The organism is Sphingorhabdus sp. SMR4y, from assembly GCF_002218195.1.
Classification (GTDB): Bacteria; Pseudomonadota; Alphaproteobacteria; order Sphingomonadales; family Sphingomonadaceae; genus Parasphingorhabdus.
This window is the reverse complement of sequence record NZ_CP022336.1, coordinates 1,798,184-1,817,953: the sequence shown is the minus strand read 5'-3', so window position 1 is coordinate 1,817,953 and position 19,770 is coordinate 1,798,184. Positions and strand designations below refer to the sequence as shown.

The 19,770-nt window shown below is 57.2% G+C and carries 30 protein-coding genes and 1 tRNA gene; 10 read left to right on the top strand and 21 right to left on the bottom strand.

Features of this window, described 5'->3' with window-relative positions; all coding sequences use genetic code 11:
• Window positions 1-43: 43 nt before the first annotated feature.
• Together SPHFLASMR4Y_RS08655 and tsaD are read right to left on the bottom strand one after the other, a co-directional pair.
• Window positions 44-1,039 carry an NAD(P)H-dependent glycerol-3-phosphate dehydrogenase gene (locus SPHFLASMR4Y_RS08655; RefSeq protein WP_089133179.1) on the bottom strand — a complete coding sequence of 332 codons (996 nt, stop codon included), beginning with the start codon at window positions 1,037-1,039 and terminating at the stop codon, window positions 44-46.
• Window positions 1,036-2,070 (bottom strand): tRNA (adenosine(37)-N6)-threonylcarbamoyltransferase complex transferase subunit TsaD, encoded by a 1,035-nt coding sequence (tsaD, locus tag SPHFLASMR4Y_RS08650; protein ID WP_089133178.1) that lies wholly within the window; start codon window positions 2,068-2,070, stop codon window positions 1,036-1,038. Before tsaD ends, SPHFLASMR4Y_RS08655 begins: the two co-directional genes overlap by 4 nt.
• 44 nt (window positions 2,071-2,114) lie before the next feature.
• Here tsaD and hemC point away from each other — a divergent pair, with 44 nt between their 5' ends.
• The 3 genes from hemC to SPHFLASMR4Y_RS08635 all read left to right on the top strand — a co-directional run bounded on the left by hemC (window position 2,115) and on the right by SPHFLASMR4Y_RS08635 (window position 4,768).
• Complete coding sequence (gene hemC / locus SPHFLASMR4Y_RS08645) at window positions 2,115-3,068, top strand: hydroxymethylbilane synthase (protein WP_089133177.1); 954 nt, start codon at window positions 2,115-2,117, stop codon at window positions 3,066-3,068.
• Window positions 3,065-3,754, top strand: coding sequence for a uroporphyrinogen-III synthase (locus tag SPHFLASMR4Y_RS08640; RefSeq protein WP_089133176.1), 690 nt, complete (start codon window positions 3,065-3,067; stop codon window positions 3,752-3,754). Before hemC ends, SPHFLASMR4Y_RS08640 begins: the two co-directional genes overlap by 4 nt.
• A gap of 93 nt (window positions 3,755-3,847) precedes the next feature.
• Entirely contained in the window at window positions 3,848-4,768 is a 921-nt protein-coding gene (locus SPHFLASMR4Y_RS08635; RefSeq protein WP_260806891.1) for an MICOS complex subunit MIC60, read from the top strand.
• On the opposite strand, the gene SPHFLASMR4Y_RS08630 is transcribed toward SPHFLASMR4Y_RS08635, so the two are convergent.
• Together SPHFLASMR4Y_RS08630 and SPHFLASMR4Y_RS08625 are read right to left on the bottom strand one after the other, a co-directional pair.
• Window positions 4,765-5,172 (bottom strand): acyl-CoA thioesterase, encoded by a 408-nt coding sequence (locus tag SPHFLASMR4Y_RS08630; protein ID WP_089133174.1) that lies wholly within the window; start codon window positions 5,170-5,172, stop codon window positions 4,765-4,767. The two genes, SPHFLASMR4Y_RS08635 and SPHFLASMR4Y_RS08630, sit on opposite strands and share 4 nt — an antisense overlap.
• Complete coding sequence (locus SPHFLASMR4Y_RS08625; RefSeq protein ID WP_089133173.1) at window positions 5,169-7,235, bottom strand: S9 family peptidase; 2,067 nt, start codon at window positions 7,233-7,235, stop codon at window positions 5,169-5,171. The genes SPHFLASMR4Y_RS08630 and SPHFLASMR4Y_RS08625 overlap by 4 nt, the downstream gene beginning before the upstream one ends.
• Window positions 7,236-7,336: 101 nt before the next feature.
• Between SPHFLASMR4Y_RS08625 and SPHFLASMR4Y_RS08620 the strand changes: the two genes are divergently transcribed.
• Both SPHFLASMR4Y_RS08620 and SPHFLASMR4Y_RS08615 read left to right on the top strand, forming a co-directional pair.
• Window positions 7,337-9,118, top strand: a complete 1,782-nt coding sequence (locus SPHFLASMR4Y_RS08620; protein ID WP_089134783.1) for an aminopeptidase P family protein — start codon at window positions 7,337-7,339, stop codon at window positions 9,116-9,118.
• Window positions 9,119-9,256: 138 nt separating this feature from the next.
• On the top strand, window positions 9,257-9,748 hold the full coding sequence (locus SPHFLASMR4Y_RS08615; protein WP_089133172.1) for an acyl-CoA thioesterase: 492 nt from the start codon (window positions 9,257-9,259) through the stop codon (window positions 9,746-9,748).
• A gap of 15 nt (window positions 9,749-9,763) precedes the next feature.
• Here SPHFLASMR4Y_RS08615 and SPHFLASMR4Y_RS17135 read toward each other — a convergent pair whose 3' ends face one another.
• A complete protein-coding gene (locus tag SPHFLASMR4Y_RS17135) occupies window positions 9,764-9,910 on the bottom strand; it encodes a hypothetical protein (protein ID WP_186266114.1) in 147 nt (48 codons plus the stop codon).
• A 131-nt stretch (window positions 9,911-10,041) separates the two neighbouring features.
• On the opposite strand from SPHFLASMR4Y_RS17135, the gene SPHFLASMR4Y_RS08610 reads away from it, so the two are divergent.
• Window positions 10,042-10,116: transfer RNA gene (locus SPHFLASMR4Y_RS08610), tRNA-Thr, on the top strand.
• A 45-nt stretch (window positions 10,117-10,161) separates the two neighbouring features.
• Here the strand turns inward: SPHFLASMR4Y_RS08610 and SPHFLASMR4Y_RS08605 are convergent.
• The 16 genes from SPHFLASMR4Y_RS08605 to SPHFLASMR4Y_RS08530 form a co-directional block, all read right to left on the bottom strand.
• The gene (locus SPHFLASMR4Y_RS08605) at window positions 10,162-10,920 is read right to left on the bottom strand and encodes a tyrosine-type recombinase/integrase (protein WP_186265899.1); all 759 of its coding nucleotides are present in this window, start codon (window positions 10,918-10,920) and stop codon (window positions 10,162-10,164) included.
• Window positions 10,921-10,964: 44 nt separating this feature from the next.
• Window positions 10,965-11,282, bottom strand: coding sequence for a hypothetical protein (locus SPHFLASMR4Y_RS17130; RefSeq protein ID WP_186265898.1), 318 nt, complete (start codon window positions 11,280-11,282; stop codon window positions 10,965-10,967).
• Window positions 11,283-11,777: 495 nt separating this feature from the next.
• Window positions 11,778-12,017, bottom strand: a complete 240-nt coding sequence (locus SPHFLASMR4Y_RS08595) for a DUF2312 domain-containing protein (protein WP_089133170.1) — start codon at window positions 12,015-12,017, stop codon at window positions 11,778-11,780.
• Between the two features lies 1 nt (window position 12,018).
• Complete coding sequence (locus SPHFLASMR4Y_RS08590) at window positions 12,019-12,510, bottom strand: hypothetical protein (protein ID WP_089133169.1); 492 nt, start codon at window positions 12,508-12,510, stop codon at window positions 12,019-12,021.
• On the bottom strand, window positions 12,510-12,857 hold the full coding sequence (locus SPHFLASMR4Y_RS08585; protein ID WP_089133168.1) for a hypothetical protein: 348 nt from the start codon (window positions 12,855-12,857) through the stop codon (window positions 12,510-12,512). Before SPHFLASMR4Y_RS08585 ends, SPHFLASMR4Y_RS08590 begins: the two co-directional genes overlap by 1 nt.
• The gene (locus SPHFLASMR4Y_RS08580; RefSeq protein WP_089133167.1) at window positions 12,854-13,135 is read right to left on the bottom strand and encodes a hypothetical protein; all 282 of its coding nucleotides are present in this window, start codon (window positions 13,133-13,135) and stop codon (window positions 12,854-12,856) included. Before SPHFLASMR4Y_RS08580 ends, SPHFLASMR4Y_RS08585 begins: the two co-directional genes overlap by 4 nt.
• Window positions 13,132-13,440 carry a hypothetical protein gene (locus SPHFLASMR4Y_RS08575; protein WP_089133166.1) on the bottom strand — a complete coding sequence of 103 codons (309 nt, stop codon included), beginning with the start codon at window positions 13,438-13,440 and terminating at the stop codon, window positions 13,132-13,134. The genes SPHFLASMR4Y_RS08580 and SPHFLASMR4Y_RS08575 overlap by 4 nt, the downstream gene beginning before the upstream one ends.
• The gene (locus SPHFLASMR4Y_RS08570; protein WP_089133165.1) at window positions 13,437-14,288 is read right to left on the bottom strand and encodes an ERF family protein; all 852 of its coding nucleotides are present in this window, start codon (window positions 14,286-14,288) and stop codon (window positions 13,437-13,439) included. The genes SPHFLASMR4Y_RS08575 and SPHFLASMR4Y_RS08570 overlap by 4 nt, the downstream gene beginning before the upstream one ends.
• Window positions 14,289-14,408: 120 nt before the next feature.
• Complete coding sequence (locus tag SPHFLASMR4Y_RS08565) at window positions 14,409-14,747, bottom strand: hypothetical protein (RefSeq protein WP_145955503.1); 339 nt, start codon at window positions 14,745-14,747, stop codon at window positions 14,409-14,411.
• A 106-nt stretch (window positions 14,748-14,853) separates the two neighbouring features.
• The gene (locus tag SPHFLASMR4Y_RS08560) at window positions 14,854-15,150 is read right to left on the bottom strand and encodes a hypothetical protein (protein ID WP_145955502.1); all 297 of its coding nucleotides are present in this window, start codon (window positions 15,148-15,150) and stop codon (window positions 14,854-14,856) included.
• Window positions 15,147-15,905: an HNH endonuclease signature motif containing protein gene (locus SPHFLASMR4Y_RS08555; protein ID WP_089133162.1), complete on the bottom strand. Its 759-nt coding sequence runs from the start codon at window positions 15,903-15,905 to the stop codon at window positions 15,147-15,149. The genes SPHFLASMR4Y_RS08560 and SPHFLASMR4Y_RS08555 overlap by 4 nt, the downstream gene beginning before the upstream one ends.
• The gene (locus tag SPHFLASMR4Y_RS08550) at window positions 15,898-16,146 is read right to left on the bottom strand and encodes a hypothetical protein (protein ID WP_089133161.1); all 249 of its coding nucleotides are present in this window, start codon (window positions 16,144-16,146) and stop codon (window positions 15,898-15,900) included. The genes SPHFLASMR4Y_RS08555 and SPHFLASMR4Y_RS08550 overlap by 8 nt, the downstream gene beginning before the upstream one ends.
• Window positions 16,143-16,328 carry a hypothetical protein gene (locus SPHFLASMR4Y_RS08545; RefSeq protein WP_145955501.1) on the bottom strand — a complete coding sequence of 62 codons (186 nt, stop codon included), beginning with the start codon at window positions 16,326-16,328 and terminating at the stop codon, window positions 16,143-16,145. The genes SPHFLASMR4Y_RS08550 and SPHFLASMR4Y_RS08545 overlap by 4 nt, the downstream gene beginning before the upstream one ends.
• Window positions 16,325-16,669 (bottom strand): hypothetical protein, encoded by a 345-nt coding sequence (locus SPHFLASMR4Y_RS08540; protein ID WP_089133159.1) that lies wholly within the window; start codon window positions 16,667-16,669, stop codon window positions 16,325-16,327. Before SPHFLASMR4Y_RS08540 ends, SPHFLASMR4Y_RS08545 begins: the two co-directional genes overlap by 4 nt.
• Window positions 16,666-17,199 carry a hypothetical protein gene (locus SPHFLASMR4Y_RS17245; RefSeq protein ID WP_222102918.1) on the bottom strand — a complete coding sequence of 178 codons (534 nt, stop codon included), beginning with the start codon at window positions 17,197-17,199 and terminating at the stop codon, window positions 16,666-16,668. Before SPHFLASMR4Y_RS17245 ends, SPHFLASMR4Y_RS08540 begins: the two co-directional genes overlap by 4 nt.
• A gap of 170 nt (window positions 17,200-17,369) precedes the next feature.
• A complete protein-coding gene (locus tag SPHFLASMR4Y_RS08530) occupies window positions 17,370-17,771 on the bottom strand; it encodes a helix-turn-helix domain-containing protein (RefSeq protein ID WP_186265897.1) in 402 nt (133 codons plus the stop codon).
• A gap of 437 nt (window positions 17,772-18,208) precedes the next feature.
• Here SPHFLASMR4Y_RS08530 and SPHFLASMR4Y_RS08520 point away from each other — a divergent pair, with 437 nt between their 5' ends.
• From SPHFLASMR4Y_RS08520 to SPHFLASMR4Y_RS17125, 4 genes are read left to right on the top strand one after another with little or no spacing between them, the layout of a single operon-like run.
• Window positions 18,209-18,613, top strand: a complete 405-nt coding sequence (locus tag SPHFLASMR4Y_RS08520; RefSeq protein ID WP_089133156.1) for a hypothetical protein — start codon at window positions 18,209-18,211, stop codon at window positions 18,611-18,613.
• On the top strand, window positions 18,610-18,867 hold the full coding sequence (locus SPHFLASMR4Y_RS08515; protein ID WP_089133155.1) for a hypothetical protein: 258 nt from the start codon (window positions 18,610-18,612) through the stop codon (window positions 18,865-18,867). The genes SPHFLASMR4Y_RS08520 and SPHFLASMR4Y_RS08515 overlap by 4 nt, the downstream gene beginning before the upstream one ends.
• 35 nt (window positions 18,868-18,902) lie before the next feature.
• Window positions 18,903-19,517: an HNH endonuclease signature motif containing protein gene (locus tag SPHFLASMR4Y_RS08510; protein ID WP_260806888.1), complete on the top strand. Its 615-nt coding sequence runs from the start codon at window positions 18,903-18,905 to the stop codon at window positions 19,515-19,517.
• On the top strand, window positions 19,510-19,665 hold the full coding sequence (locus SPHFLASMR4Y_RS17125; protein ID WP_186265896.1) for a hypothetical protein: 156 nt from the start codon (window positions 19,510-19,512) through the stop codon (window positions 19,663-19,665). Before SPHFLASMR4Y_RS08510 ends, SPHFLASMR4Y_RS17125 begins: the two co-directional genes overlap by 8 nt.
• Window positions 19,666-19,770 lie beyond the last annotated feature (105 nt).

Genomic DNA, 19,770 nt, shown 5'->3' with positions numbered 1-19,770 from the left:
CTATAGCAGTTTCGGGAATTTGTCATCATCATGGCTCGCCGGTCTATCTGCGTTCGGAAACCAGCGGCCTTTTCATGAGCTGGGTGACTACAGACTGAACATCGGCTTGCCCAGCTAGCAGCGCGCAAACCGCGTCAACAATCGGCATGTCGATCTGACGCGCCTTGGCATCCTGCTGAAGGACAGGAGCCGTCGATGCGCCTTCGGCAACCGTGGTCCGGTCGGACAAAAGCGTGTCGGCCGACTGGCCTTCGCCCAGTCCGCGACCGAGCGAGAAATTGCGCGAACTGGTCGAGGAGCAGGTCAGCACGAGATCGCCGAGACCGCAGAGACCGGCTAAAGTATCGGACCGGGCACCGCGCGCTGCGCCGTAGCGGAGCATTTCGGCAAAGCCACGACTGATCAGGGAGGCGCGGGCATTTTGACCGAGGCCGGCGCCGTCTACCACGCCACAGCCGATCGCCAGTACATTCTTGACCGCGCCGCCAATTTCCGCGCCGACAATATCGTCCGAATAATAGGGACGGAAACGCGGCTTGGCGATCAGCGGTTTGAGCCTTTCCCACAGAGCCTCGCTTTCACAGGCTAGGGTCAGCGCCGTAGGCAGGCCTTGCGCCACTTCATGGGCGAATGTCGGGCCGGACAATACCGCCAGCTCGTTGTCCGGTCGGACAATCTTGGCGACTTCGCTGAGCAGCAACCGGCTTCGCGCCTCGATCCCCTTGCAGCAGAGGATCAGGGCCGCTCCGGTAACGGGCAAAGCCTGGAGGGTTGCGCGCAAATGTTGCGCCGGGGTCACGAGGAGCAGAACGTCACAGGCCGCGATTGCATCCCAATCCTGTGTCGCCTTTATGCTGTTGCGGAGGCGGTGCCCCGGCAGGAATGACTTATTCTCATGAGTCAAGTTGATCTGGTCGATAACCTCGGGCTCGCGGGTCCAGAGCAGCAGTTCGTCCTGATCTTCGGACAGAACTTGCGCCAGCGCCGTGCCCCAGGCACCCGCGCCGATGACGCCAATTTTTGCTTTTGGACCGGTCATGCCTTCACTCCCGCGCCACGCGCCTTTTCCGCTGTCGGATCGAGCGGCCAGCGTGGTTTCGCGACAAAATCCAGCGGATCGGTCAGGCCGGCAGCAAAGCGTTCGGCACCCGCCCAGGCAATCATGGCCGCATTGTCGGTGCACAGCCATTGCGGCGGCGCCGTGAAGACCATGTCATGCTCCCCGGCGACCTCTTCGAGCATGGCGCGGATCGGCGTGTTGGCCGCGACTCCGCCCGCAACCACGAGATGGGCGCAACTACCATGATCGCCAATGGCCTTCTCCAGCCGGTCGCGCAGGCAATCGACCACCGCCTGCTGGAAGGATGCAGCAATATCTTCCGGCCGGTGCGCGCCGCTTTGATGGGCGCGGACCACTGCGCTTTTCAGGCCGGCAAAGGAGAAATGCGGTTCTTTCGACCTGAGCAAGGGGCGGGGCAGGGGGACCGCCTTGGCATCGCCCTGTTCGGCAAGCGCCTGCACCTTTGGTCCGCCGGGATAGCCAAGACCAAGTATCTTGGCGGTCTTGTCGAATGCTTCACCGGCCGCATCGTCGATGGTTGTTGCCAGCCGGCGATATTCGCCCGGTCCCTCGACCCGCAAAATCTGGCAATGGCCGCCGGACACCAGCATCAGCAGATAGGGAAAGTCGAGATCCGGGTTGACCAGACGCGGGGATAGCGCGTGGCCTTCCAGATGGTTGACGGCGATCAGCGGCTTGTTCGCGGCCATGGCCAGCGCCTTGCCGGTGACCAGACCGACCATCACTCCGCCGATCAGGCCGGGGCCGGCGGTCGCGGCAATCGCATCGACGTCATCCAGCGATTTTCCTGCTTCATCGAGAGCTGCAGCGATAAGGGGCGTGAGAATCTCGGCATGCGCGCGCGCAGCGATTTCAGGGACGACTCCGCCATAGGGCGCATGTTCCGCCTCTTGCCCAGCCAGTTTATGCGCCAGAATCTCGCGATCAGACGTGACTAGCGCGGCTGCCGTTTCGTCGCAGCTGGATTCAATTCCCAAGATCAGGCTCATGACGCTTTTACTTAGGCGCTCAAGCCATTAGGACAAGCGCTATCATGAATGAAAACGCCAAAAAAGAGAATCTCGCCGGTCTGGACCGACCCTTGCGTATCGGTACGCGTCAATCCCCGCTGGCGATGGCGCAGGCGCAAATGACGGCTAATGCGTTGCTTTCCACCCATGGCTGGCGATCGGATCAGGTCGAACTGGTGCCGATGGTCGCTACGGGCGACAAGATACAGGATCGCGCGCTTGCCGATGTCGGTGGCAAGGCCTTGTGGACCAAGGAACTGGATCACGCGCTCGGCAACGGCGAGATCGACTGTGCGGTGCACAGCATGAAGGATGTGGAAACCATCCGGTCGGAGGAGTTCATTCTCGCCGCAATGCTGGAACGGGCCGATATCCATGATCGGCTGGTCGGAGCGGATTCGATCGACGCCCTGGCGGAAAAAGCTATTGTCGGCACCGCATCCCCGCGGCGCAAGGCGCAGCTTTTGCGACAGAGACCCGATCTGGATATTCGCCTGATCCGCGGCAATGTGCAGTCCCGGCTGCAGAAAATAGAGAGCGGGGAATATGATGCGACCCTGTTGGCTGCCGCCGGTCTGAAACGTCTCGATATGGAGGATGTGGGCCATGAGATATCAGACGAGATTATGCTGCCCGCGCCAGCACAGGGCGCGATTGGTATCGAAGCCCGGTCCAGCGACCCGCACGTCCGCAAGCTGATGCACGCGATATCCTCGACGAATACATTTCGTGCGGTCATCGCCGAACGCCTGTTTCTCAAGCAGTTGACGGCGGATTGCCACAGTCCGGTTGCCGCCCTGGCAACGATTGACGGATCGACCGTTCATCTGCGGGCAGAGATCCTGCTTCCCGACGGATCGGAGCATATCCAGGGGGATTCCAGTTTTGATACCGGCAATGTCACTGCCCCCGGCATATTGGCTGACAAGCTGCTGGGGCAGGCCAGTGCGGAGCTCAAGGCCATATTTGGCCGATGACGTTACCGCTGCTGATCCTCCGGCCGCTCGATGGCGCGCTGCAAACCGAGCAGCGGGCAAGATATCTGGGGCTGCAGGCGGTGGTGGTCGATCCGCTGTTCACGGTCGAGCCGATCCCATGGTCCTATCCGGTGCCGGAGGATTTTGACGGCTTGATGCTGACCAGTGCCAATGCCGTGACTCATGCAGGAGACTGCCTGAAATCCTATAGAGCACTTCCGGTTCTGGCCGTCGGACGGGCGACCGCCCAGGCTGCCGCGAATGCCGGATTTCATGTCTCTGAAACCGGCACATCCAGTGGGCAGCAGTTGCTGGATGATCTGCAGGCCGACCGTTGCCGCCGGCTATTGTGGCTGGCCGGCGAACAGCATAGCGCGCTCGATCCGGGCGAGCGGGAGATGACAGTCGTTCCAGTATACCGTTCGCGGGCTATCGCTTTGGGAGAGAAAGCCGTCGCCTGCCTGAAGCAGGAAACGGTGGTGCTTCTGCACTCGGCGCGTGCGGCGAGGCATCTCGTTGCGGAACTCGAACGGTTGCACATGGAGCCGGGCCCGCATCATATACTGGCCTTCTCCGCAAAAGTTGCTGCCGCGGCAGGTGCCGGATGGAAAAGCCTGCAGGTCGCGGACCGTCCGGATGACGAGTCTTTACTGTCTCTGGCGACCCGACTATGCCAAGGTGAATGAGAATATTTGGTCCGCCGGAAGGCCGGGCCGGGAAGGGAAGCCGGAATGAGTCGCGATTATGAAAGGCTTTCGCCATCGGCTGGCAAAAGCAATATGACGCGTAACATACTGATTTTGATGGTGATAGCATTTATCGGTGGAGCGATTTTGACGGGATGGATACTGTCCCGGTACAACCCCTTCGACAGCGCTTCCGACACCGAAACTGCTGCGGTTTCGAACGGCACGGGCACGCCAGCTACGCCCGATCCGGCAACCGCGCTGGCCAACCGGATCGATGCCGATGGCAGCGTCCTGCCAGCGCCTTCGCAAGCCGCCGAGGCCAGTCCTGCACCGACCCTGACCCCCGATCTCGAGCGGGCGCTGGCCGTGCGCGTCGCCGATCTCGAGGATCGATTGTCACGGATCAATGTGCAGGCGCAGGCCGCGTCAGGCAATGCAGCCAGGGCCGAGGGCTTGCTGATCGCTTTTGCCGCGCGTCGTGCGCTGGATCGCGGATCGCCGCTTGGGTATATTGATCCGCAGTTGAGGCTCCGTTTCGGGGATGCCCAGCCCAAGGCTGTGACGACGATTGTCAACGCCTCCCGTCAGCCGGTGACGCTGGAAGAATTGTCAGCAGGACTGGACGAATTGGGGCCGACGCTGATGGCCGGTCCCAGCGGTGCAGGCTTCTGGGCCGACTTCCAGCGGGAACTGTCCGAACTGTTCGTGATCCGTCGCGAAGGGACCCCATCGCCGGCCCCGCAACAGCGGCTGATTCGGGCAAAGCGCTATGTCGAAACCGGCAATGTCGATGCTGCGATTGCGGAGGTCGAGAAATTGGCGGGAGTCGAGAAGGACGAAGACGCGTTGCAATGGATGGAAAAGGCGCGTCGCTATAATGAAGCGCGGCGGGCGCTCGATGTCATCGAGACCGCAGCGATACTCGAGCCGCAGCAATTGCGTACCGCCGAAGGGGCAAAAGTGGATCAGCCTTCGCCCTTGGCGCCAACGGCGCCGATACCGGCGCCCTAATCGTTCAGAAACAGGTCCGCGAGGTCTGACGGGACACGCACCGCGCGGCCCTTTTCCCTGTCGATAATGGCCCAATTGGTTTTGGCGACCACCCTGATCTTGCCGTCGGGACCCGTGAAGCGAACATTGCGCCAGAAACGCGCGCCCTTGGGCGGTTCGGAAATCCAGGTGTGGCCGGTCACCGTTTCTCCGACCGCGACATTGCCGCGATAGTCGATCTCGTGCCGGGTCACGACCCAGATATAGCGATCTATGGCATCCCCCGGCGCAATCGCATTCCAGTGTGCGGTTGCCAAATCCTGGATCCAGCGCACCCAGACGGCGTTATTGACATGGCCGAGCTCGTCTATGTCGTCCGGCCGGGCGGTGATCGCCAGAGTGAAGGCCGATTCCGGTGGTGTCACTCGGCCATCCCCATTTGCCAGAGGATGAAAGCAAATTCCTCGGCGGTTTCTTCCAGTGCGTTCCAGCGCCCCGACTTGCCGCCATGGCCCGCGCCCATATTGGTCTTGAGCAACAAGATATTGTCATCGGACTTGGTTGCGCGCAGCCTGGCCGTCCATTTGGCCGGCTCCCAATAGGTCACGCGGGGATCGTTGAGCCCGCCGGTGATCAGCATCGGCGGATAGGCCTGCGCCGTCACATTGTCATAAGGGGAATAGCTGCGGATATATTCAAAAGCCGTCTTGTCGGTTATCGGATTACCCCATTCCGGCCATTCACCGGGGGTCAGCGGCAGGCTTTCATCCTGCATCGTGTTGAGCACATCGACAAACGGTACGTGGGCCACAATGGCGCCCCATAGTTCGGGATCGCTATTGACGATTGCCCCCATCAGTTCGCCGCCGGCAGAGCCGCCCGAGGCGGTGATCCGGCCCTCACTGGTATAGCCCTTGGCAATCAGGCCCCTGGCGACATCGACAAAATCGTTGAATGTATTGGTCCGCTTGGTCAGCTTGCCGTCAAGATACCAGTTGCGGCCCAGATCATCGCCGCCGCGGATATGAGCAATGGCATAGACGAAGCCGCGATCGACCAGACTGAGACGCGTGGTGGAGAAGCTGGGCGGCACGGCATAGCCATAAGCGCCATAGGAATAGAGGTGGAGCGGCGCGCTGCCGTCGACCTTGCTCTCCTTGCGATAGACCAGCGACACCGGCACCATCGTACCGTCGCGCACTTCGATCATCAGCCGCTCGGTGACATATTGGCTGGCATCATAGCCGGAAGGGATTTCCTGAACCTTGAGCGTTTCGAGCAACTGGTCGGACAAATGGTAATCGAAGACCGTGTCCGGCGTGACCATCGAATCATAGCTGAGCCGCAGCTTGGCGACATCATATTCCGGATTATCGCTCAACCCGGCGCTGTAGCTCGCCTCGGGAAAAGCGATGCGCTCGACCTTGGCGGGATCGGCATAGGAACGGATTTCGATCTGATCGAGGCCATTCTCGCGGCCTTCGGTCACGTAAAAGTCCTTGAAAGTGCAGACATCGGTGAGATAAAATTCGTCCGATCCGGCAATCAGGGTTGACCAGTTGTCGGGATCCGTGACCGGTGCCGTTGCCAGCCGGAAATTCACATGCTCGTCATTGGTCAGGATATAGAGCATGCCATCATGCTCCTCGACTTCATATTCGCGACCGACCTTGCGCGCTGAGACCAGGATCGGTTCGGCCAGCGGGTTGTCGGTGGGCACCAGCCGCACTTCACTGGTTTCGTGATCACCGGTCGAGATCACGATATATTTTTCCGACTGGGTCAGGCCGATGCCGACACGGAAGCCCTCGTCATCCTCGTGATACAGCTCCACATCATCGCCAATGTCGGTGCCCAGAACATGGAGCCGGGCATTGTCGGTGCGCCACTGTTCATTGGCCAGGCCATAGAGCAACATTTTGGAATCCGCGGACCAGACCAGCCTCGACAGGGTGCCGGGGATGACATCGGGCAGCTGCTCGCCGCTCGACAGGTCCTTGATCCGTGCCTCGAACCGCTCCGATCCATTGTCGTCATAGGAATAGGCCAGCAGGCGGCCGTCGGGGGATACCGAAGCCGCGCCCAGACGAAAATATTCCTTGCCGTCCGCCAGAACATCTTCGTCCAGCATCAACTGGTCTTCACCGCCCGAGACCGCCTTGCGCCAATGCTGGCGATATTGCATGCCTTCTTCGAACTTGCTCCAATAGAGCCAGTCGCCATCCTTTTGCGGCACCGAGCTGTCGTCTTCCTTGATCCGCGCCTTCATTTCCTGAAAAAGCGATTGGGTCAGCGGCTTACGATCCGTCATATTTTGTTCGAACCACTGGTTTTCCGCCTTCAGATAAGCGAGCACATCCTCGTCCTCGACCACCGGATATCGCTCGTCTTTCAGCCAGTGCCACGGGTCATTGACGACATATCCGTGCCGTTCGTAGCTATGGGGCCGCTGTTCTGCAAATGGCGGACGAGTGAGCTTTTTGGTCATATTCTCTATATTACTCCAACCGGATTTAGGTGGCGAACGGGTCTCGGAACTCCTATGTGTTCCACCATAAGCTAATTCAAGGAGTTTGCTCGGCGATGTTGATGTCTACTTACGAAGCCCGCCTCAAGGCGTTGCGGGAACAAATGGGAAAAGACGGTCTCGACGGCTTTGTCGTCCCGATCTGTGACGAGCATATGAGCGAATATGTCGGCGAATATGCGCAGCGACTGGCCTGGCTGACCGGCTTTGGCGGTTCGGCCGGTTCGGCGATCGTGCTGAAGGACAAGGCGGCGATGTTCATCGACGGCCGCTATGTCGTGCAGGTCCGCGACCAGGTCGACGGCAATCTGTACGAATATGTCAATGTGGCGGATCAGAAACCGCACGAATGGCTCGCCGCCAACGCGCCGGACGGCTCCACAATCGGTTATGACAGCTGGCTGCACACTCGCGAATGGGCCGAGACGGCCAGCAAGGCACTGACCAAATCCGGCGCGGAGCTGATCGCCGTGAAAAATAATCCGGTCGATACGATCTGGGAAGATCAGCCCGGGCGCTCGCCCGAGAAGCTGGCAGTACATCCCGATCAATATGCCGGAAAATCAGCGCGGGACAAGCGCGCGGATGTTGCGGCATGGCTCAACGACAAGGGGTATGATGCCACTGTCATTGCGGCGCTGGATTCCGTCGCCTGGTTCTTCAATGTGCGCGGCAAGGACATTGCCAATACCCCGGTGCCGCTGGCCTATGGAATCGTCCGCGCGGACGAGACCGCCACTCTCTTTGTTGCGCCGGAAAAGCTGACCGACGCGGTCCGCGAACATCTCGGCAACCATGTCGAGATCCGCGACTATGACGAGCTCGCCGATGCCCTGTCGGATATGTCGGGTAAAACCGTTGCCGTCGATCCGGAGCGTTCCGTGGCCGCCATTTTCGAATCGCTCGACAAGGCCGGAGCAACCATCGTCAAGGACCGCGATCCGACCATTCTCGCCAAGGCGATCAAGAATGAAACCGAAATTGCCGGCCACAAGGCAGCGCAAAAGCGCGATGGCGCGGCGGTGACCAAATTCCTCCACTGGATGGCCAGCGAAGCGCCCAAGGGCGATCTGGACGAATTGTCGGCGGCCGCACGGCTCCGGGAATTTCGCGCGGAAAATCCGGAGCTGAAGGACTTGTCCTTTCGCACCATTTCAGCCGCCGGTGATCATGGTGCCTTGCCGCATTATAGCGTGAACGAGGAAACCAATCAGCCGATCGAGCTGAATTCGCTCTATCTGGTGGATAGCGGCGGGCAATATCTCGACGGCACCACCGATGTCACCCGCGTGGTTGCAGTCGGCGAACCGACCGAGGAAATGCGCAAGCGTTACACGCAGGTGCTGCAGGGCCATATCGCACTCGACCAGGCGGTGTTTACCAAGGGTACCACCGGCGGCCAGCTCGACATATTGGCGCGGCAATATCTCTGGGCCGATGGTGTGGACTACGGGCATGGCACCGGTCACGGTGTGGGCAGCTATCTCTCCGTCCACGAAGGGCCACAGCGGATCGCCAGCTTTGGCGGCCTCAACGAAGCGCTGCAGCCGGGCATGATCCTGTCCAACGAACCGGGCTATTACAAGGCGGGCGAATTCGGCATCCGCATCGAGAATCTCTTTCTCGTCGAGGAAAGGGAGATCGAAGGCGGCGAACAGACCATGCTCGGCTTCGAGACGCTGACCTTCGCGCCGCTCGAGCGCAAGCTGATAGCCGTCGACATGCTCTCGCAGAACCAGCGCCAGTGGGTCGACGACTATCATGCCAAGGTTCGCGCGCTGATTGCGCCACAGCTGGAAGGCGACGCGCTGCAATGGCTGGAGGCCCAAACCGCGCCGCTCTGACCCTCAGGACCGAGAGGTGACCAGCGCCTCTGCGCCGGTCGTTTCCGCGACCCGCATGGCCATATGTCCGATGCCGTTTGCAATGGGTCGGCCAAAGCCGGTTGACAGTCAGGCGGCGCTGGGGAAAGAGCCAGCGCCATGACAGAAGAGAAAAATCCTCGCGAGGGCTTTCGCCTGATCACCCCGATTCGCGTGCGCTATGCCGAATGCGACCTGCAGGGCATTGTCTTCAACGCCCATTATCTGGCTTTCGCCGATATTGGCCTGACCGAATATATGCGCGCCCTAATGGACGAAAGCGGCACCCAGCCAAGCGGCGAAATGCTCGGTGGCTTCATGCAGCATTTTGGTGGCGACAACTGGGTGCGTCATGCCGATGTCGACTATCGTGCGCCGGCGCGCGCCGATGACCTGCTTGATATCGCGGTGCGGATCACCCGCTTCGGGCGCACCAGCTATTCTCTGCTTGTCCACCTTTTGCGCGGCGACGAGCTGCTCAATGTGGTAAAGCTGACCTATGTCTGGTTCGATCCCGCGACCGACAAGGTTGCCCCGGTGGCCACAAAATTCATCGACGCGGTCGATGAATTCGAGATCATCAAGCCCGAACGGGCGGTCATTGACGCCTAGGCTGTGATTCCCGGCCTAGGCTTTGGTTTCGGATTCGCCGGGCAGCATCTGTTTTGCCTGGGCTTTGCGGAGACGCAGATTGGCGCGCAACTGTGCCGCCAATCGCTCGGCTTTCTCCGCTTCCTCGCGCTTTTTTTCGGTTTTCGGCTGGGGTTTTGGCATGGCTTCTGATGGCATTATCCCGTGAAAAACGCAACTCCGCTTGACAAGATCGCACGCATTTGGTCTTAGCGCCTCGGTTCGGTCGAAACCGCCCAGTCGGGCGGCTGTCGCCGACACCTCAAAATGGTCCGGCTGCTGTAGCTCAGTGGTAGAGCGCGTCATTGGTAATGACGAGGTCGAGAGTTCAATTCTCTCCAGCAGCACCAGATTTCCGCCATTCCTGAAAGCAGACTGATGTACCATTGTACATATCACCATGTTACGGCGGCGCTGGCATCCTTCATAAATGACGGGGAGTACCGTGCATAAACAGCCTCGGTCACTGCTGTTTTTGTGTGACCGAGATATTGCGATATTTTCTGCATCGGTACATCTTCCTGCGCCATCCATACCGCGCAAGTGTGTCGGAACACATGGGCCGAAAAATGAACGCCGGTTTGTCGAGATAGCTTTTCCAGTGCCTTTTTTGGCGAGCGTACCGGCTTGCCCCGAAATTCGATAACATAGTCCGTCAATCTGCCCTTGTAGGCTTCCTCTAGGGCTGCTCGGGCGTTGGCGTTCATCGGAACTTCCACGCGCCCCTTGTTTGTCTTGACGCGTCCAGGCGGTATAAAGCTGATTGTGCCGTTGTCGAAGTCCACGCGATCCCATGTCAGGTCGCATATCGCGCCGGAACGAGCGCCGGTACTGACCGCCAGCGTTATAAAAAGCGATATATGTGGCGTCTCGCAAGCTGCCAGAATGGCGCGCACCTGATCCTTGGTTAGCCACTTGACGCGGGGCGGCGCTGCTGGCGGCATCCAAATGGTTGTCTTGCCCTTGCCGTACTTGAAGCCGAGACAGGCCCGCAGGAGAGCAAGTTCGGTCCGGACGGTACTGTCTGACACTCCGGTCAGTTTCCGCGCCCTGTAGTACGCCCTGCAATCCGCTCGCGTAACTGCGCTGCCGATCTTGTATCCGAAATGCGGCTTTAGCGCCTTCCAGATATACTGGAAGCGGTCGGTGTTCACTCCGTCCTCTTTCCTGCTGGCAACATAGGCTGGCCACAAATCTTCTACCCGATCCGACTTTGGGCGGGTTCGCGCTGCCCAGAGTTCACTGGCGCGACTTTCGGCAAGCCCTCGGTCTGCCGTACCAGTCGAGATTCGAAGCGTTCGTCCACCTTCGGACCAAGTGAGCGCCCATTTTCCTCTGTGTCGGGTAAGTCGCCAGTCAGACATTCATATCGCTCAACCTCATGGGCCGGAATACGGATCAATTTCCCGAGCGTGAATCCGGCCAGTTCACCGGAGCGGTACATAAGCCGAATTTTCTCATCGCTGCAACCCCAGCGTTCGGCGAGGGTCTGTGGGCTGTATGGTTTTGCTGTCATCCCTCAACTCCCCTTGCTTCAAGTCTCTCTATGAGGGTCATTGCTTCGCTCCAATCTCGGTATAACGCGGCTGCATGGGCTGGCTTGCCACCATCGCCAGCGGCAGGGCTGTTTCGCAGTGGGCGCATTCGGCGCTTATCCGGCCAACGTGCCAGTGTGATCGACCGCAACCAGGGCAACGGTTCACTGTGTCGGAGTGATATTGCGGTTGATAGCCGCGCTGCCCGTCATCCTTCATGTCCGTATTGAGGTATGACCGTGGGGATAGGTAGGTCATGGCAGACGCTCCAGCGTTACCTTGATTTTGTCGCCAACGTCCCATTCGCCAGCGTTTTCAAAGCTTAAATGGACCTCTGTGTAAAAGTCGCCCTCCGGACGGAATTTCGCAGACAGGTGTCCCGGACTTTTGTAGATGGACACACACTCCATTTCGTATTCATGCTTCACAATCTATTCCTTTCACGGGACGGACGTTTTACCGCCCGCCCCTGTTGGTTAACTCAATCCAAGTGCATCTTTGTAGGTGTCCAGAATAGCTTCCATTTCCTGCCGGTCGTGGGCCTCCATCTTGCGGAGGGCGACAACCTTCTTCATAATCTTGGCGTCATAGCCTTGTGATTTTGCCTCGGAATAAACGTCGCGGATATCATCCGCCATGCCCTGCTTTTCTTCTTCAAGGCGCTCGATCCGTTCGATAAAGAGGCGTAGTTGGTCGGCTGCTACTAAGTCTGTCATTTCATTTTCCTTCTGTTAAAACTTCATCAATCGTGTCTTTGGCCCGATACCGCTTCTGATAAGTCGCCAGCATCGGGTCTGGATCAGTCAGCCTTATTCCCATTTGCAGGCATTCACGCTGCACCGTGTCCAGATACCGGACCATTTGCCGGACCTTCATTTCGCTAGTCACCGGAATAAAGGCCATTGCGGCGATCTTCATTTCATAGGGCAGGGGCTTGATTGCCTTGTCGTATATCTCCCGAAACTCTCCGCTATCTTCGCGCAGGATCGGGACGCCATGCTCCAGCTTCCAGCGGTGGCGGATTTCCTCTGCCGTGCTGTCGACAAGCTGGTCAGCCGCTTCCGTAGCCCACAGGAATTGCAAGGCGTTCTGGTCCTTGCTCCGGTCGCGGCCCTGCACCCATTCGACCGTAAACGGAAGTTTGAGGCTATCCAGCATTGTCACGAATGCGGTTAGATCAGCCTGGTTGTTTATGATCCGATGCGCCATTACAATATCCCCGCATAAATTCCCTGCACCCTGTAGCCAGCGGCTAGCAGCGGCAAATGTCCAATTCCCCGACCATCAACCCACGAACGCTCGTTTCCCGACCCGTGAAGGCTCCGGTGGCATTCATCCGCCATCGGGACGACAAACTCATGATCCCGACGCCACCGCTGTTCTGGATGACGTTGCAACGGATGATGGACGCATTCTGCTTTGCGGCCACAGCCACAGACGCACAGTTCATTGTCGATCAAATAAAGATGAAAGGCGCGCTCCTTCGCGTTCGGGATACGGTTATATTTTTCCTTAACCCTGCCGAATTTGTGATGCTTGGAGAGCGCGCCGGTCATACCTCTGCCTTCGCCTTTTCCTTTGCAGCGCGATCCGCCTCTATCTCCCGATTGACCTTGCCCCGCGCCAGAAAGATGGCATCGCCAAGCCGTAGAGCCTCGCTAGTGGCCTCAAACCCGCCCTTGCGGACCGTGACACTCAAAGAGCCGCTTTCGCATCCTGGCGAGCCTTTGTGGCTGCCGAAGCCGACAACCAGCGCGGTTTCATCGCTAGCACGAAAAGACGCGATCTGTTCGCCGATTGCGTTGATTGCCTTGTAATCATCTGCGTGGTTCATGCTGCTTCCTCCAAAAGTTCACGGCGCGCCATTGTCCGCATACGGTTACGGATTGACGTTTCCGGCGCGTCCAATTCGGCGGCGATCTGGCGATAGCCTATGCCCTGCTCCCGCATTTGCAGAATGTGCGCGTCTATCTCCGGCGGGTATTTCTTGGACGGGCGGCTAAAGTCATTCGGGCCAACAATTCCGTGCTCGTGGCAGTAGTGGCAAACCATATTATGTGATATGCCCAGCTTGTTGCCGATCTGCCGGTAGGACAGGCCGCGCTCCCGCATTTCTTCTATTTCGGCCATGTCGATCATTTGCCAGCTAACCGCAGTTCATCGCGCTTCTGTCGGATAACGCCTTCAACGCCTTTGTTGTCGCCGCCGTCACCTTCCCACCATAAGGGCAGGTTGGTCATGATCTGACCGATAAGCTCTTTTGACTCTTTTGAATTGAGCAGCAAATCGAGCGTTTCGGTGTCTTCAATGTCGCCGACTTCAAGGCCAAATTCACGCGCCATTTTCTTCAAAGCAGTTTTGTTCTTGGCAGGGCCAGTCACCCAAGGCTTGTCGGCTTCAACAAATTCCTTTGTTACCGTCTGCGCGTCGTCATCCTCGCCATGAACGCGCAAGTTCAGGATTGACAGTGTGCCGTAGCGCTTGCCGTAGCTGGTGCTGGAACCGATAGCCTGCACGTTGTTCTTGCTGCCGCTGCTGTCCATAGGAAGTTCAAATTCTGTGCTGTCGCTATGGCCGCTGCTATGCTCCAAGATCGTGGTGACGACCGGCTTGCCGCTTTCGGTGGTGCTGTTCTTGAATTTCAGATCAAAGCCGTGGCGCTGCAAAATCGGCATGACGGCTTCGTGAATATCCTCGAACCGAGCAAACGGGGTCGACTGGATAATCTTATCACCATTCTTTTCTTTAATGACAATCTTGCCCTTCATTGTGATTGAGGGCAATTCAGGTTGCATCGCCAGCTTCGCAGCGGTAAAGTCTGCCTTGGCTTGGCGCTCCATAACGCGCTCTTGCATGGCAAGCAGGCGCTCCATTTTGTCAACGTCAACTGTCGGGTCAGACGCGGCGCGCTCGATCACGGATAGCAACCCAGTCTGGTAGTCTACCGGCTGAATGTCCGCGTCTTTAGTTTTGGCAATTGCGGTCATAATTAAATCTCCTGTGCATTATCTCGTCAATGGGCAGGCTCCGCCAATCGTGCGGGGCTGTGTGCCATTCTGGTATGTCGTCGTCCTGGGGAGGGATGCGGTCGCTGTTTGCTTGTTTGGTCATGGCTTAGCCCCACGATCACGGCGTTGATAAAAGTCTTTCTCGCCAACGAACCGATACACCCAGCCCAGTTGATATTCGCGCTCGACGGTTTCAAGCCAAACAAAACTATCCTTCCGGTCGAACCAGAATCCTTTCAGGCGGACAGGCCTCCATGCGAACCACTTGTGCAAACCTTTGCGTTTTTGGCGGATCTCGTATATCTCGTTTGCCCGATAGGTTAACCATACAAACGGACCCAATGTGGCAACGGCTACAAGCATTGCGGCTGCACAAGGAATGAGAACGGGCGACAATAATATCATTTGGGTTCGCTCTGAAAGTGGCTCGATTTTCACAACACCACCGCCAATCCCGTCACCGCAACCGCAGTTCCGAATATACCGGCAAGGATAAGCAGGGCTTCCATAGGGTCGCCGTGACGAAATGCTGCTATTGCGCGGGTCATGATTGCCAGCCTTCTGGAAGGGCTGTGATGCGAGCCTTTGCCACAGCCTTGCGCAACTTCTTCCGGGTTGATACGGTGGGAAGAAAATCAACTCCGCCATTATGCATACTGCCGTAAGCATAAGGGTAATTTTGTATCCAGACGGCGACACCGCCTATACGGCAGAGATAATAATTCACCTCCTCCACGCCGAACCTATCGATTGCAGCAGATAGCGCGGAATCCCATTCATAATCTGTCCGCTGATTTTGCATCCAATATGGCGGTAAAAGTCTCCAAAAATCGAATTTCATGCTTCTGTCTCCTGCTGGATAGACCGGAATATTTCAGGGTCGAAAAACTCTGCGTTCTTTGCGTCCCAAACTTGTTCCCAACTCATTCCAGCGGCGCGCAAATCTTGTTCGGACCTGCCGTGGTTGGGGTGAAAGCCATGCACCCGTTCAGCCTTCTTTCTGGCTGCTACGGCGTCGTCGAAATCTGCAAACATGCCGAGGCGAATTTGTTTGGAATCAACAATTATGTATGTTTCCCACTTTTGGAGTTGTCCATTAAACGAGACGCCAGTGCAGCCAGAAGAGTTGGATGTTCTCAGCTTCGCATTTTGAAGATTTTGCGAACAAGTCACGTCTCTCAAATTGGCTATTCGATTGTCATTCCTGACGCCGTTAATGTGGTCGATTTGGTTTTCTGGCGGCGATCCGTGGAATATCTCCCAAGCGGCGCGATGAGCATAAACCTTTTTGCGATTGACGCGCCCGTGCCTGTAGCCGCTTTTGTCCTGACAATTTAAAGCAGGCTTTCCAGCCCATCGCGTATTCCATGCGGCACATTGGGCCTCTGGCTGTCTATACTTCACCGCAAACATTTCCGGCATCCTGGCGCGCCACTTTAGCGCTCCGCTATCAGGATTGTATTCCATCAATCTAGCCAAACTCTCTGGTTTCTCAAAATCGGCCTGTAGCTGCCGGATTGTCGCGGCGCGGTTCCATTCCAGCAGGCGTTCGCTTTCATCACGCTGCCGCTGCATTTGTTCGCGGGCCTTACCCATGACGGGCCTCCTTCGCTAAATCATTGCCATAAGCTTCGATCATGTTGCGCCGTGCTGCCGCGTCGAGGTCGATCACGTTGCCGTAGCTGTCCTCAAAGCATGGGGTTGCCAGTGCCAGCGCGTCGTCAACGGCTGACAGGCTTTCGATAATCGCGTCGTGCGCCTTGTCCGAAAGAGCGTCGTCTTTCGTGGCGGCTTCAAGCAATTCGTATGCTTGGCGGATTTTGTTGAGGGTGGTCATTGGGATGCCTCCATTTGCTCGTTTAGCGCGGCTTCTGCCCCCGCATCCCACAGCTCGGAGTTCGCATCGTCATCTATTGGATAGCCTGCCGCTTCTGGCGCTTCCATTGCCGACAGGCCCGCAAATGGCCCCTTGCCATAACCCCAGTCGTAACCGGCTTGCCATGCTGCGGGCATACTCATGACTGCGCCTCCAGCTTGGCGAGTGCGTCCCTGCATCGCTTTTCAACGGCGACACATTCCGCCCACATTTCCATGCTGGGCTTTAATTTACTGCCAGTTGAAGGTCGCGCCATCTCGTTAATTGTCGCACGAGCCTCCCGCAAAGCCTCCACAACATCGGCAATGGCGTCGGGGTTTAGGCCGTCGAGGGCTGCGATACGGTGGGCGGCGAAGTCGGCAGCAAGGTCCGCTCCAAAATCACCCTCGTATTCGCTGCACCGCATACATTCTATGAATGTCCATTCATCCGCAGCGTCACGATCGGCTTGCGTCACCTGCGCTTGTATGCGGGTGTCGGTCATGATGACGCCTTCTTGTCGAGGCCATTTAGTTTAGCCATCGCCTTCAAGTGCTTAACCAACAACAGGCTTTCCTCGCCAAGCTGTGTGCCGCCGCGAGTTTCGCGCCAGTGCTTTATAGCTTCCGCGTAGGTGAAATATCTGCAACCGGCGATGATACGGGGTCCATCTGGAGTTGCGCAAACCGAGAATATATATCCGTCGCTGCGGTTCGCTGTTATGTTAGTTTTAGAGACCCGTGCATCGCCAGAGACCCGCGCACTGCCAGAGACCCGCGCATCGCCAGAGACCCGCGCATCGCCAGAGACCAGCGCATTGCCAGAGACCCGCGCATCGCCAGAGACCAGCGCATTGCCATAGACCCACGCATCGCCATTATGCGAAAGATTATCCTCTTTCTCGATCCAACCGCCGACAGTGCCTGCGGATAGCCCGAGGGCCGCAATATCTACTAGAAGCCGGATTTGCTTCAGAGTGACGCCAAAGTGTTCTTTGGTCTCGCCGGTGAACTCATATTTTTTTGGTGTGGTCATGTTCAGCTCCAAGTTGTCTCTTGAAGCTTGTTATACACACTGTGTGGAGCGTGTCAACACATAGCGTGTTTATTTATTTCGACGAAAAAAACGCTTTCCTACATCCCGAAAAACATTAGGCTTCGTTTTTCGGGTCGCGCTAGGAGATTGTATGAAGATTAATAATGCTATCAAGAGGGCTTTGATGAAGGCCGCGTATTCCAGATTGCCTGAACAGCGAGATGAGCTTTCGCCCGATGCTCGACATCATCAGGAAGGGTGTTCAATAGCCTTAGAGCTTCTTGAGCGACTTGAGACAGCACCGCCGCCCGAGCCTCGTCCATCCCGTCTAGCACCAGCAGACGTTGCAATACTGGCTCAATGTCGGTCCCAGGGCCGTGTTCACTAAGGCCTAGCACCCAATCTACTGACACACCGAGGGCGTTGGCGATCTTTGCCAGGGTGCAAATATCTGGCGGGCGTGTGCCCTGCACATAATTGCCGAGGCGCTGAGAGGATATGCCGGATAACTCGGCTACCCTCTTTTGCGTCAGGCCGATTTCATCAATACGAGCTTTGATACGCTTGCCCATGCTTTTTATGTCTACCATGCAGGGCAATATAGACTCGCCACCGTTTTTATCTATCAACGAAATGGGCTTGCAATCAATCCACGGAACGTGTATTGAATTGTTATGGCTACGAATTATCACAAACACAGCCCCCTAATCGACGCCGTTGGCGGTGAAGCGGTTAGGAAGCGGCTCGGCATCACTTCGCAGACACTCCACAATTGGCGAGTTCGCGGCGTTCCAATCCTCAAGCGAATGAAGTTTGCTGCTTTGGCGACGGAGCAGGGCGTCAAGCTGCCTGATAATTTTCTGGGCGAGTTGGACGCATGAAACCCCCTACCAGCGATAGCTCCTTTTCGCTGGCAACTAGGGAGCGCGGCCAAGTTGCTTATCGCCGCGCTCCTGATTTTCTCTCTTTCTTCCATGCTCAATAGCTACACGTAAAGGATCGTAAAATCATGTGCCTCAATCGTAAATTCGTAGATGCTGCGAAAGACGCCCAGAAAGACGTTTTTGAAGCGTGTCCTATCGCTCGGAAGATACTGGCGCATAAGACGCAGCTAAGCCCGAGCACGGTTGATAAGCATGCCAACGGTGACAGCGTGATGAATATTGCGGCGTTCAATGGCTACGCGAAGGCTGGCGTTGATCCCGAATTACTGTCCCTGCTGCTGCCCGACGGGTTCCAGATCGTCAAGACGCCAGAGGGCATCAATCACGACGAACTGGCAGAAGTCATGCACGAATATCTGAAAGCCAAGTCGGCAGCTCACCATCCCGAGAGCGAGGACGGGCGGGAGATCGGGCCGAAGGAACGCGACGCCTTGAACAGTAAAATTGCACAGATCGGAGTGAAGTCATGAAAAACAAACTTATTGACCTGAATAATCACCTGTTTGCGGAACTTGAGCGCCTGTCTGATGAAGGTTTGACGCCCGAGCAGATCGCAACCGAGGCTGTGCGCGCAAAGTCTATTATCGACGTTTCATCGCAGATTGTTGATGTCGCTGACCTTCATCTGAAAGCAGTTAAGATTGTCGCGGATCATGGCGACCGCTTCAAAGCCCAACTGCCGATGATCGAAGATCGTCCTGCGTTGAAAGCGGTTGAATCCTAATGAAGGGGCGGCGGATACCGTATAGTGAAGCAGAGTTGCAGTGGATTGAAGCACGGAGCAAGGACGCCCGCGCTGAAGCCCACCGCAAATTCTGCCGTAAGTTCGGTCGCGACGATGTCTCGCTGAGTAATTTCAACTCTCTTTGTAAGCGCAAGGGGTGGATGACTGGTCGGACCGGATATTTTGCCAAAGGCACTACCCCTCCAAACAAGGGAAAGAAATGTCCGGAAGGTGTCGGTGGACGCCACCCTAACGCACGGAAAACCCAATTCAAAAAAGGGCATCTTCCGCACAATCATAACTACCTCGGCCACGAGCGCGTATCAAAAGACGGTTACGTTGAAGTCAGTATTGCCGAAACGAACCCCCACACCGGATTTGAGCGGCGCTACGTTTTGAAACATCGCCACGAGTGGGAAAAAGCCAACGGACCAGTACCGGAAGGGTATGCGCTCAAATGCCTTGATGGCGACAGGCTGAACACAGACCCGACTAACTGGAAGGCTGTCCCTCGTGCTGTTCTGGCGCTGCTCAACGGTGGTCGCCACAGAACGGCGCTTGCCTATGACGCTGCCGAGCCGGAAGTAAAACCGACAGTGATGGCACTTGCCGAGTTGAAGCACAAGCTGCGGGAGCGGTCCAATGGATGAGCACCGCCACTGCCGCAGACGATTAACCTTAACAGAGGCGCAGCAGCTTCGCGTGGACGTTCAAACAATGCCCTTGCGCAAAGCAGCTAGCAAACACGGCGTTGCGCTCACAACGGCGTTTAAAATCCTGAAACTGGAGGCTGCATGAAACGTTGGCCAATAATTCGACATATCCGTTTCTACTGGCTGTCTTACCGCGTCCGCGCATGGGCTATAAAATGGTATCGCATGGGCGTTGGCCTCGGTCATCCAA

What these genes read in the sequence shown, in the direction of transcription:
- SPHFLASMR4Y_RS08595 (WP_089133170.1), bottom strand. Translation starts at nt 12,017, where the DNA reads ATGACAGACTTAGTAGCAGCCGACCAACTACGCCTCTTTATCGAACGG.
- SPHFLASMR4Y_RS08570 (WP_089133165.1), bottom strand. Translation starts at nt 14,288, where the DNA reads ATGACCGCAATTGCCAAAACTAAAGACGCGGACATTCAGCCGGTAGAC.
- SPHFLASMR4Y_RS08550 (WP_089133161.1), bottom strand. Translation starts at nt 16,146, where the DNA reads ATGACCACCCTCAACAAAATCCGCCAAGCATACGAATTGCTTGAAGCC.
- SPHFLASMR4Y_RS08545 (WP_145955501.1), bottom strand. Translation starts at nt 16,328, where the DNA reads ATGAGTATGCCCGCAGCATGGCAAGCCGGTTACGACTGGGGTTATGGC.
- SPHFLASMR4Y_RS08555 (WP_089133162.1), bottom strand. Translation starts at nt 15,905, where the DNA reads ATGGGTAAGGCCCGCGAACAAATGCAGCGGCAGCGTGATGAAAGCGAA.
- SPHFLASMR4Y_RS17130 (WP_186265898.1), bottom strand. Translation starts at nt 11,282, where the DNA reads ATGACAGCAAAACCATACAGCCCACAGACCCTCGCCGAACGCTGGGGT.
- SPHFLASMR4Y_RS08580 (WP_089133167.1), bottom strand. Translation starts at nt 13,135, where the DNA reads ATGAACCACGCAGATGATTACAAGGCAATCAACGCAATCGGCGAACAG.
- hemC (WP_089133177.1), top strand. Translation starts at nt 2,115, where the DNA reads ATGAATGAAAACGCCAAAAAAGAGAATCTCGCCGGTCTGGACCGACCC.
- tsaD (WP_089133178.1), bottom strand. Translation starts at nt 2,070, where the DNA reads ATGAGCCTGATCTTGGGAATTGAATCCAGCTGCGACGAAACGGCAGCC.
- SPHFLASMR4Y_RS08615 (WP_089133172.1), top strand. Translation starts at nt 9,257, where the DNA reads ATGACAGAAGAGAAAAATCCTCGCGAGGGCTTTCGCCTGATCACCCCG.
- SPHFLASMR4Y_RS17135 (WP_186266114.1), bottom strand. Translation starts at nt 9,910, where the DNA reads ATGCCAAAACCCCAGCCGAAAACCGAAAAAAAGCGCGAGGAAGCGGAG.
- SPHFLASMR4Y_RS08575 (WP_089133166.1), bottom strand. Translation starts at nt 13,440, where the DNA reads ATGATCGACATGGCCGAAATAGAAGAAATGCGGGAGCGCGGCCTGTCC.
- SPHFLASMR4Y_RS08590 (WP_089133169.1), bottom strand. Translation starts at nt 12,510, where the DNA reads ATGGCGCATCGGATCATAAACAACCAGGCTGATCTAACCGCATTCGTG.
- SPHFLASMR4Y_RS08515 (WP_089133155.1), top strand. Translation starts at nt 18,610, where the DNA reads ATGAAAAACAAACTTATTGACCTGAATAATCACCTGTTTGCGGAACTT.
- SPHFLASMR4Y_RS08640 (WP_089133176.1), top strand. Translation starts at nt 3,065, where the DNA reads ATGACGTTACCGCTGCTGATCCTCCGGCCGCTCGATGGCGCGCTGCAA.
- SPHFLASMR4Y_RS08620 (WP_089134783.1), top strand. Translation starts at nt 7,337, where the DNA reads ATGTCTACTTACGAAGCCCGCCTCAAGGCGTTGCGGGAACAAATGGGA.
- SPHFLASMR4Y_RS08540 (WP_089133159.1), bottom strand. Translation starts at nt 16,669, where the DNA reads ATGACCGACACCCGCATACAAGCGCAGGTGACGCAAGCCGATCGTGAC.
- SPHFLASMR4Y_RS08530 (WP_186265897.1), bottom strand. Translation starts at nt 17,771, where the DNA reads ATGGGCAAGCGTATCAAAGCTCGTATTGATGAAATCGGCCTGACGCAA.
- SPHFLASMR4Y_RS08560 (WP_145955502.1), bottom strand. Translation starts at nt 15,150, where the DNA reads ATGAAATTCGATTTTTGGAGACTTTTACCGCCATATTGGATGCAAAAT.
- SPHFLASMR4Y_RS17125 (WP_186265896.1), top strand. Translation starts at nt 19,510, where the DNA reads ATGGATGAGCACCGCCACTGCCGCAGACGATTAACCTTAACAGAGGCG.
- SPHFLASMR4Y_RS08655 (WP_089133179.1), bottom strand. Translation starts at nt 1,039, where the DNA reads ATGACCGGTCCAAAAGCAAAAATTGGCGTCATCGGCGCGGGTGCCTGG.
- SPHFLASMR4Y_RS08635 (WP_260806891.1), top strand. Translation starts at nt 3,848, where the DNA reads ATGACGCGTAACATACTGATTTTGATGGTGATAGCATTTATCGGTGGA.
- SPHFLASMR4Y_RS08625 (WP_089133173.1), bottom strand. Translation starts at nt 7,235, where the DNA reads ATGACCAAAAAGCTCACTCGTCCGCCATTTGCAGAACAGCGGCCCCAT.
- SPHFLASMR4Y_RS17245 (WP_222102918.1), bottom strand. Translation starts at nt 17,199, where the DNA reads ATGACCACACCAAAAAAATATGAGTTCACCGGCGAGACCAAAGAACAC.
- SPHFLASMR4Y_RS08585 (WP_089133168.1), bottom strand. Translation starts at nt 12,857, where the DNA reads ATGACCGGCGCGCTCTCCAAGCATCACAAATTCGGCAGGGTTAAGGAA.
- SPHFLASMR4Y_RS08520 (WP_089133156.1), top strand. Translation starts at nt 18,209, where the DNA reads ATGTGCCTCAATCGTAAATTCGTAGATGCTGCGAAAGACGCCCAGAAA.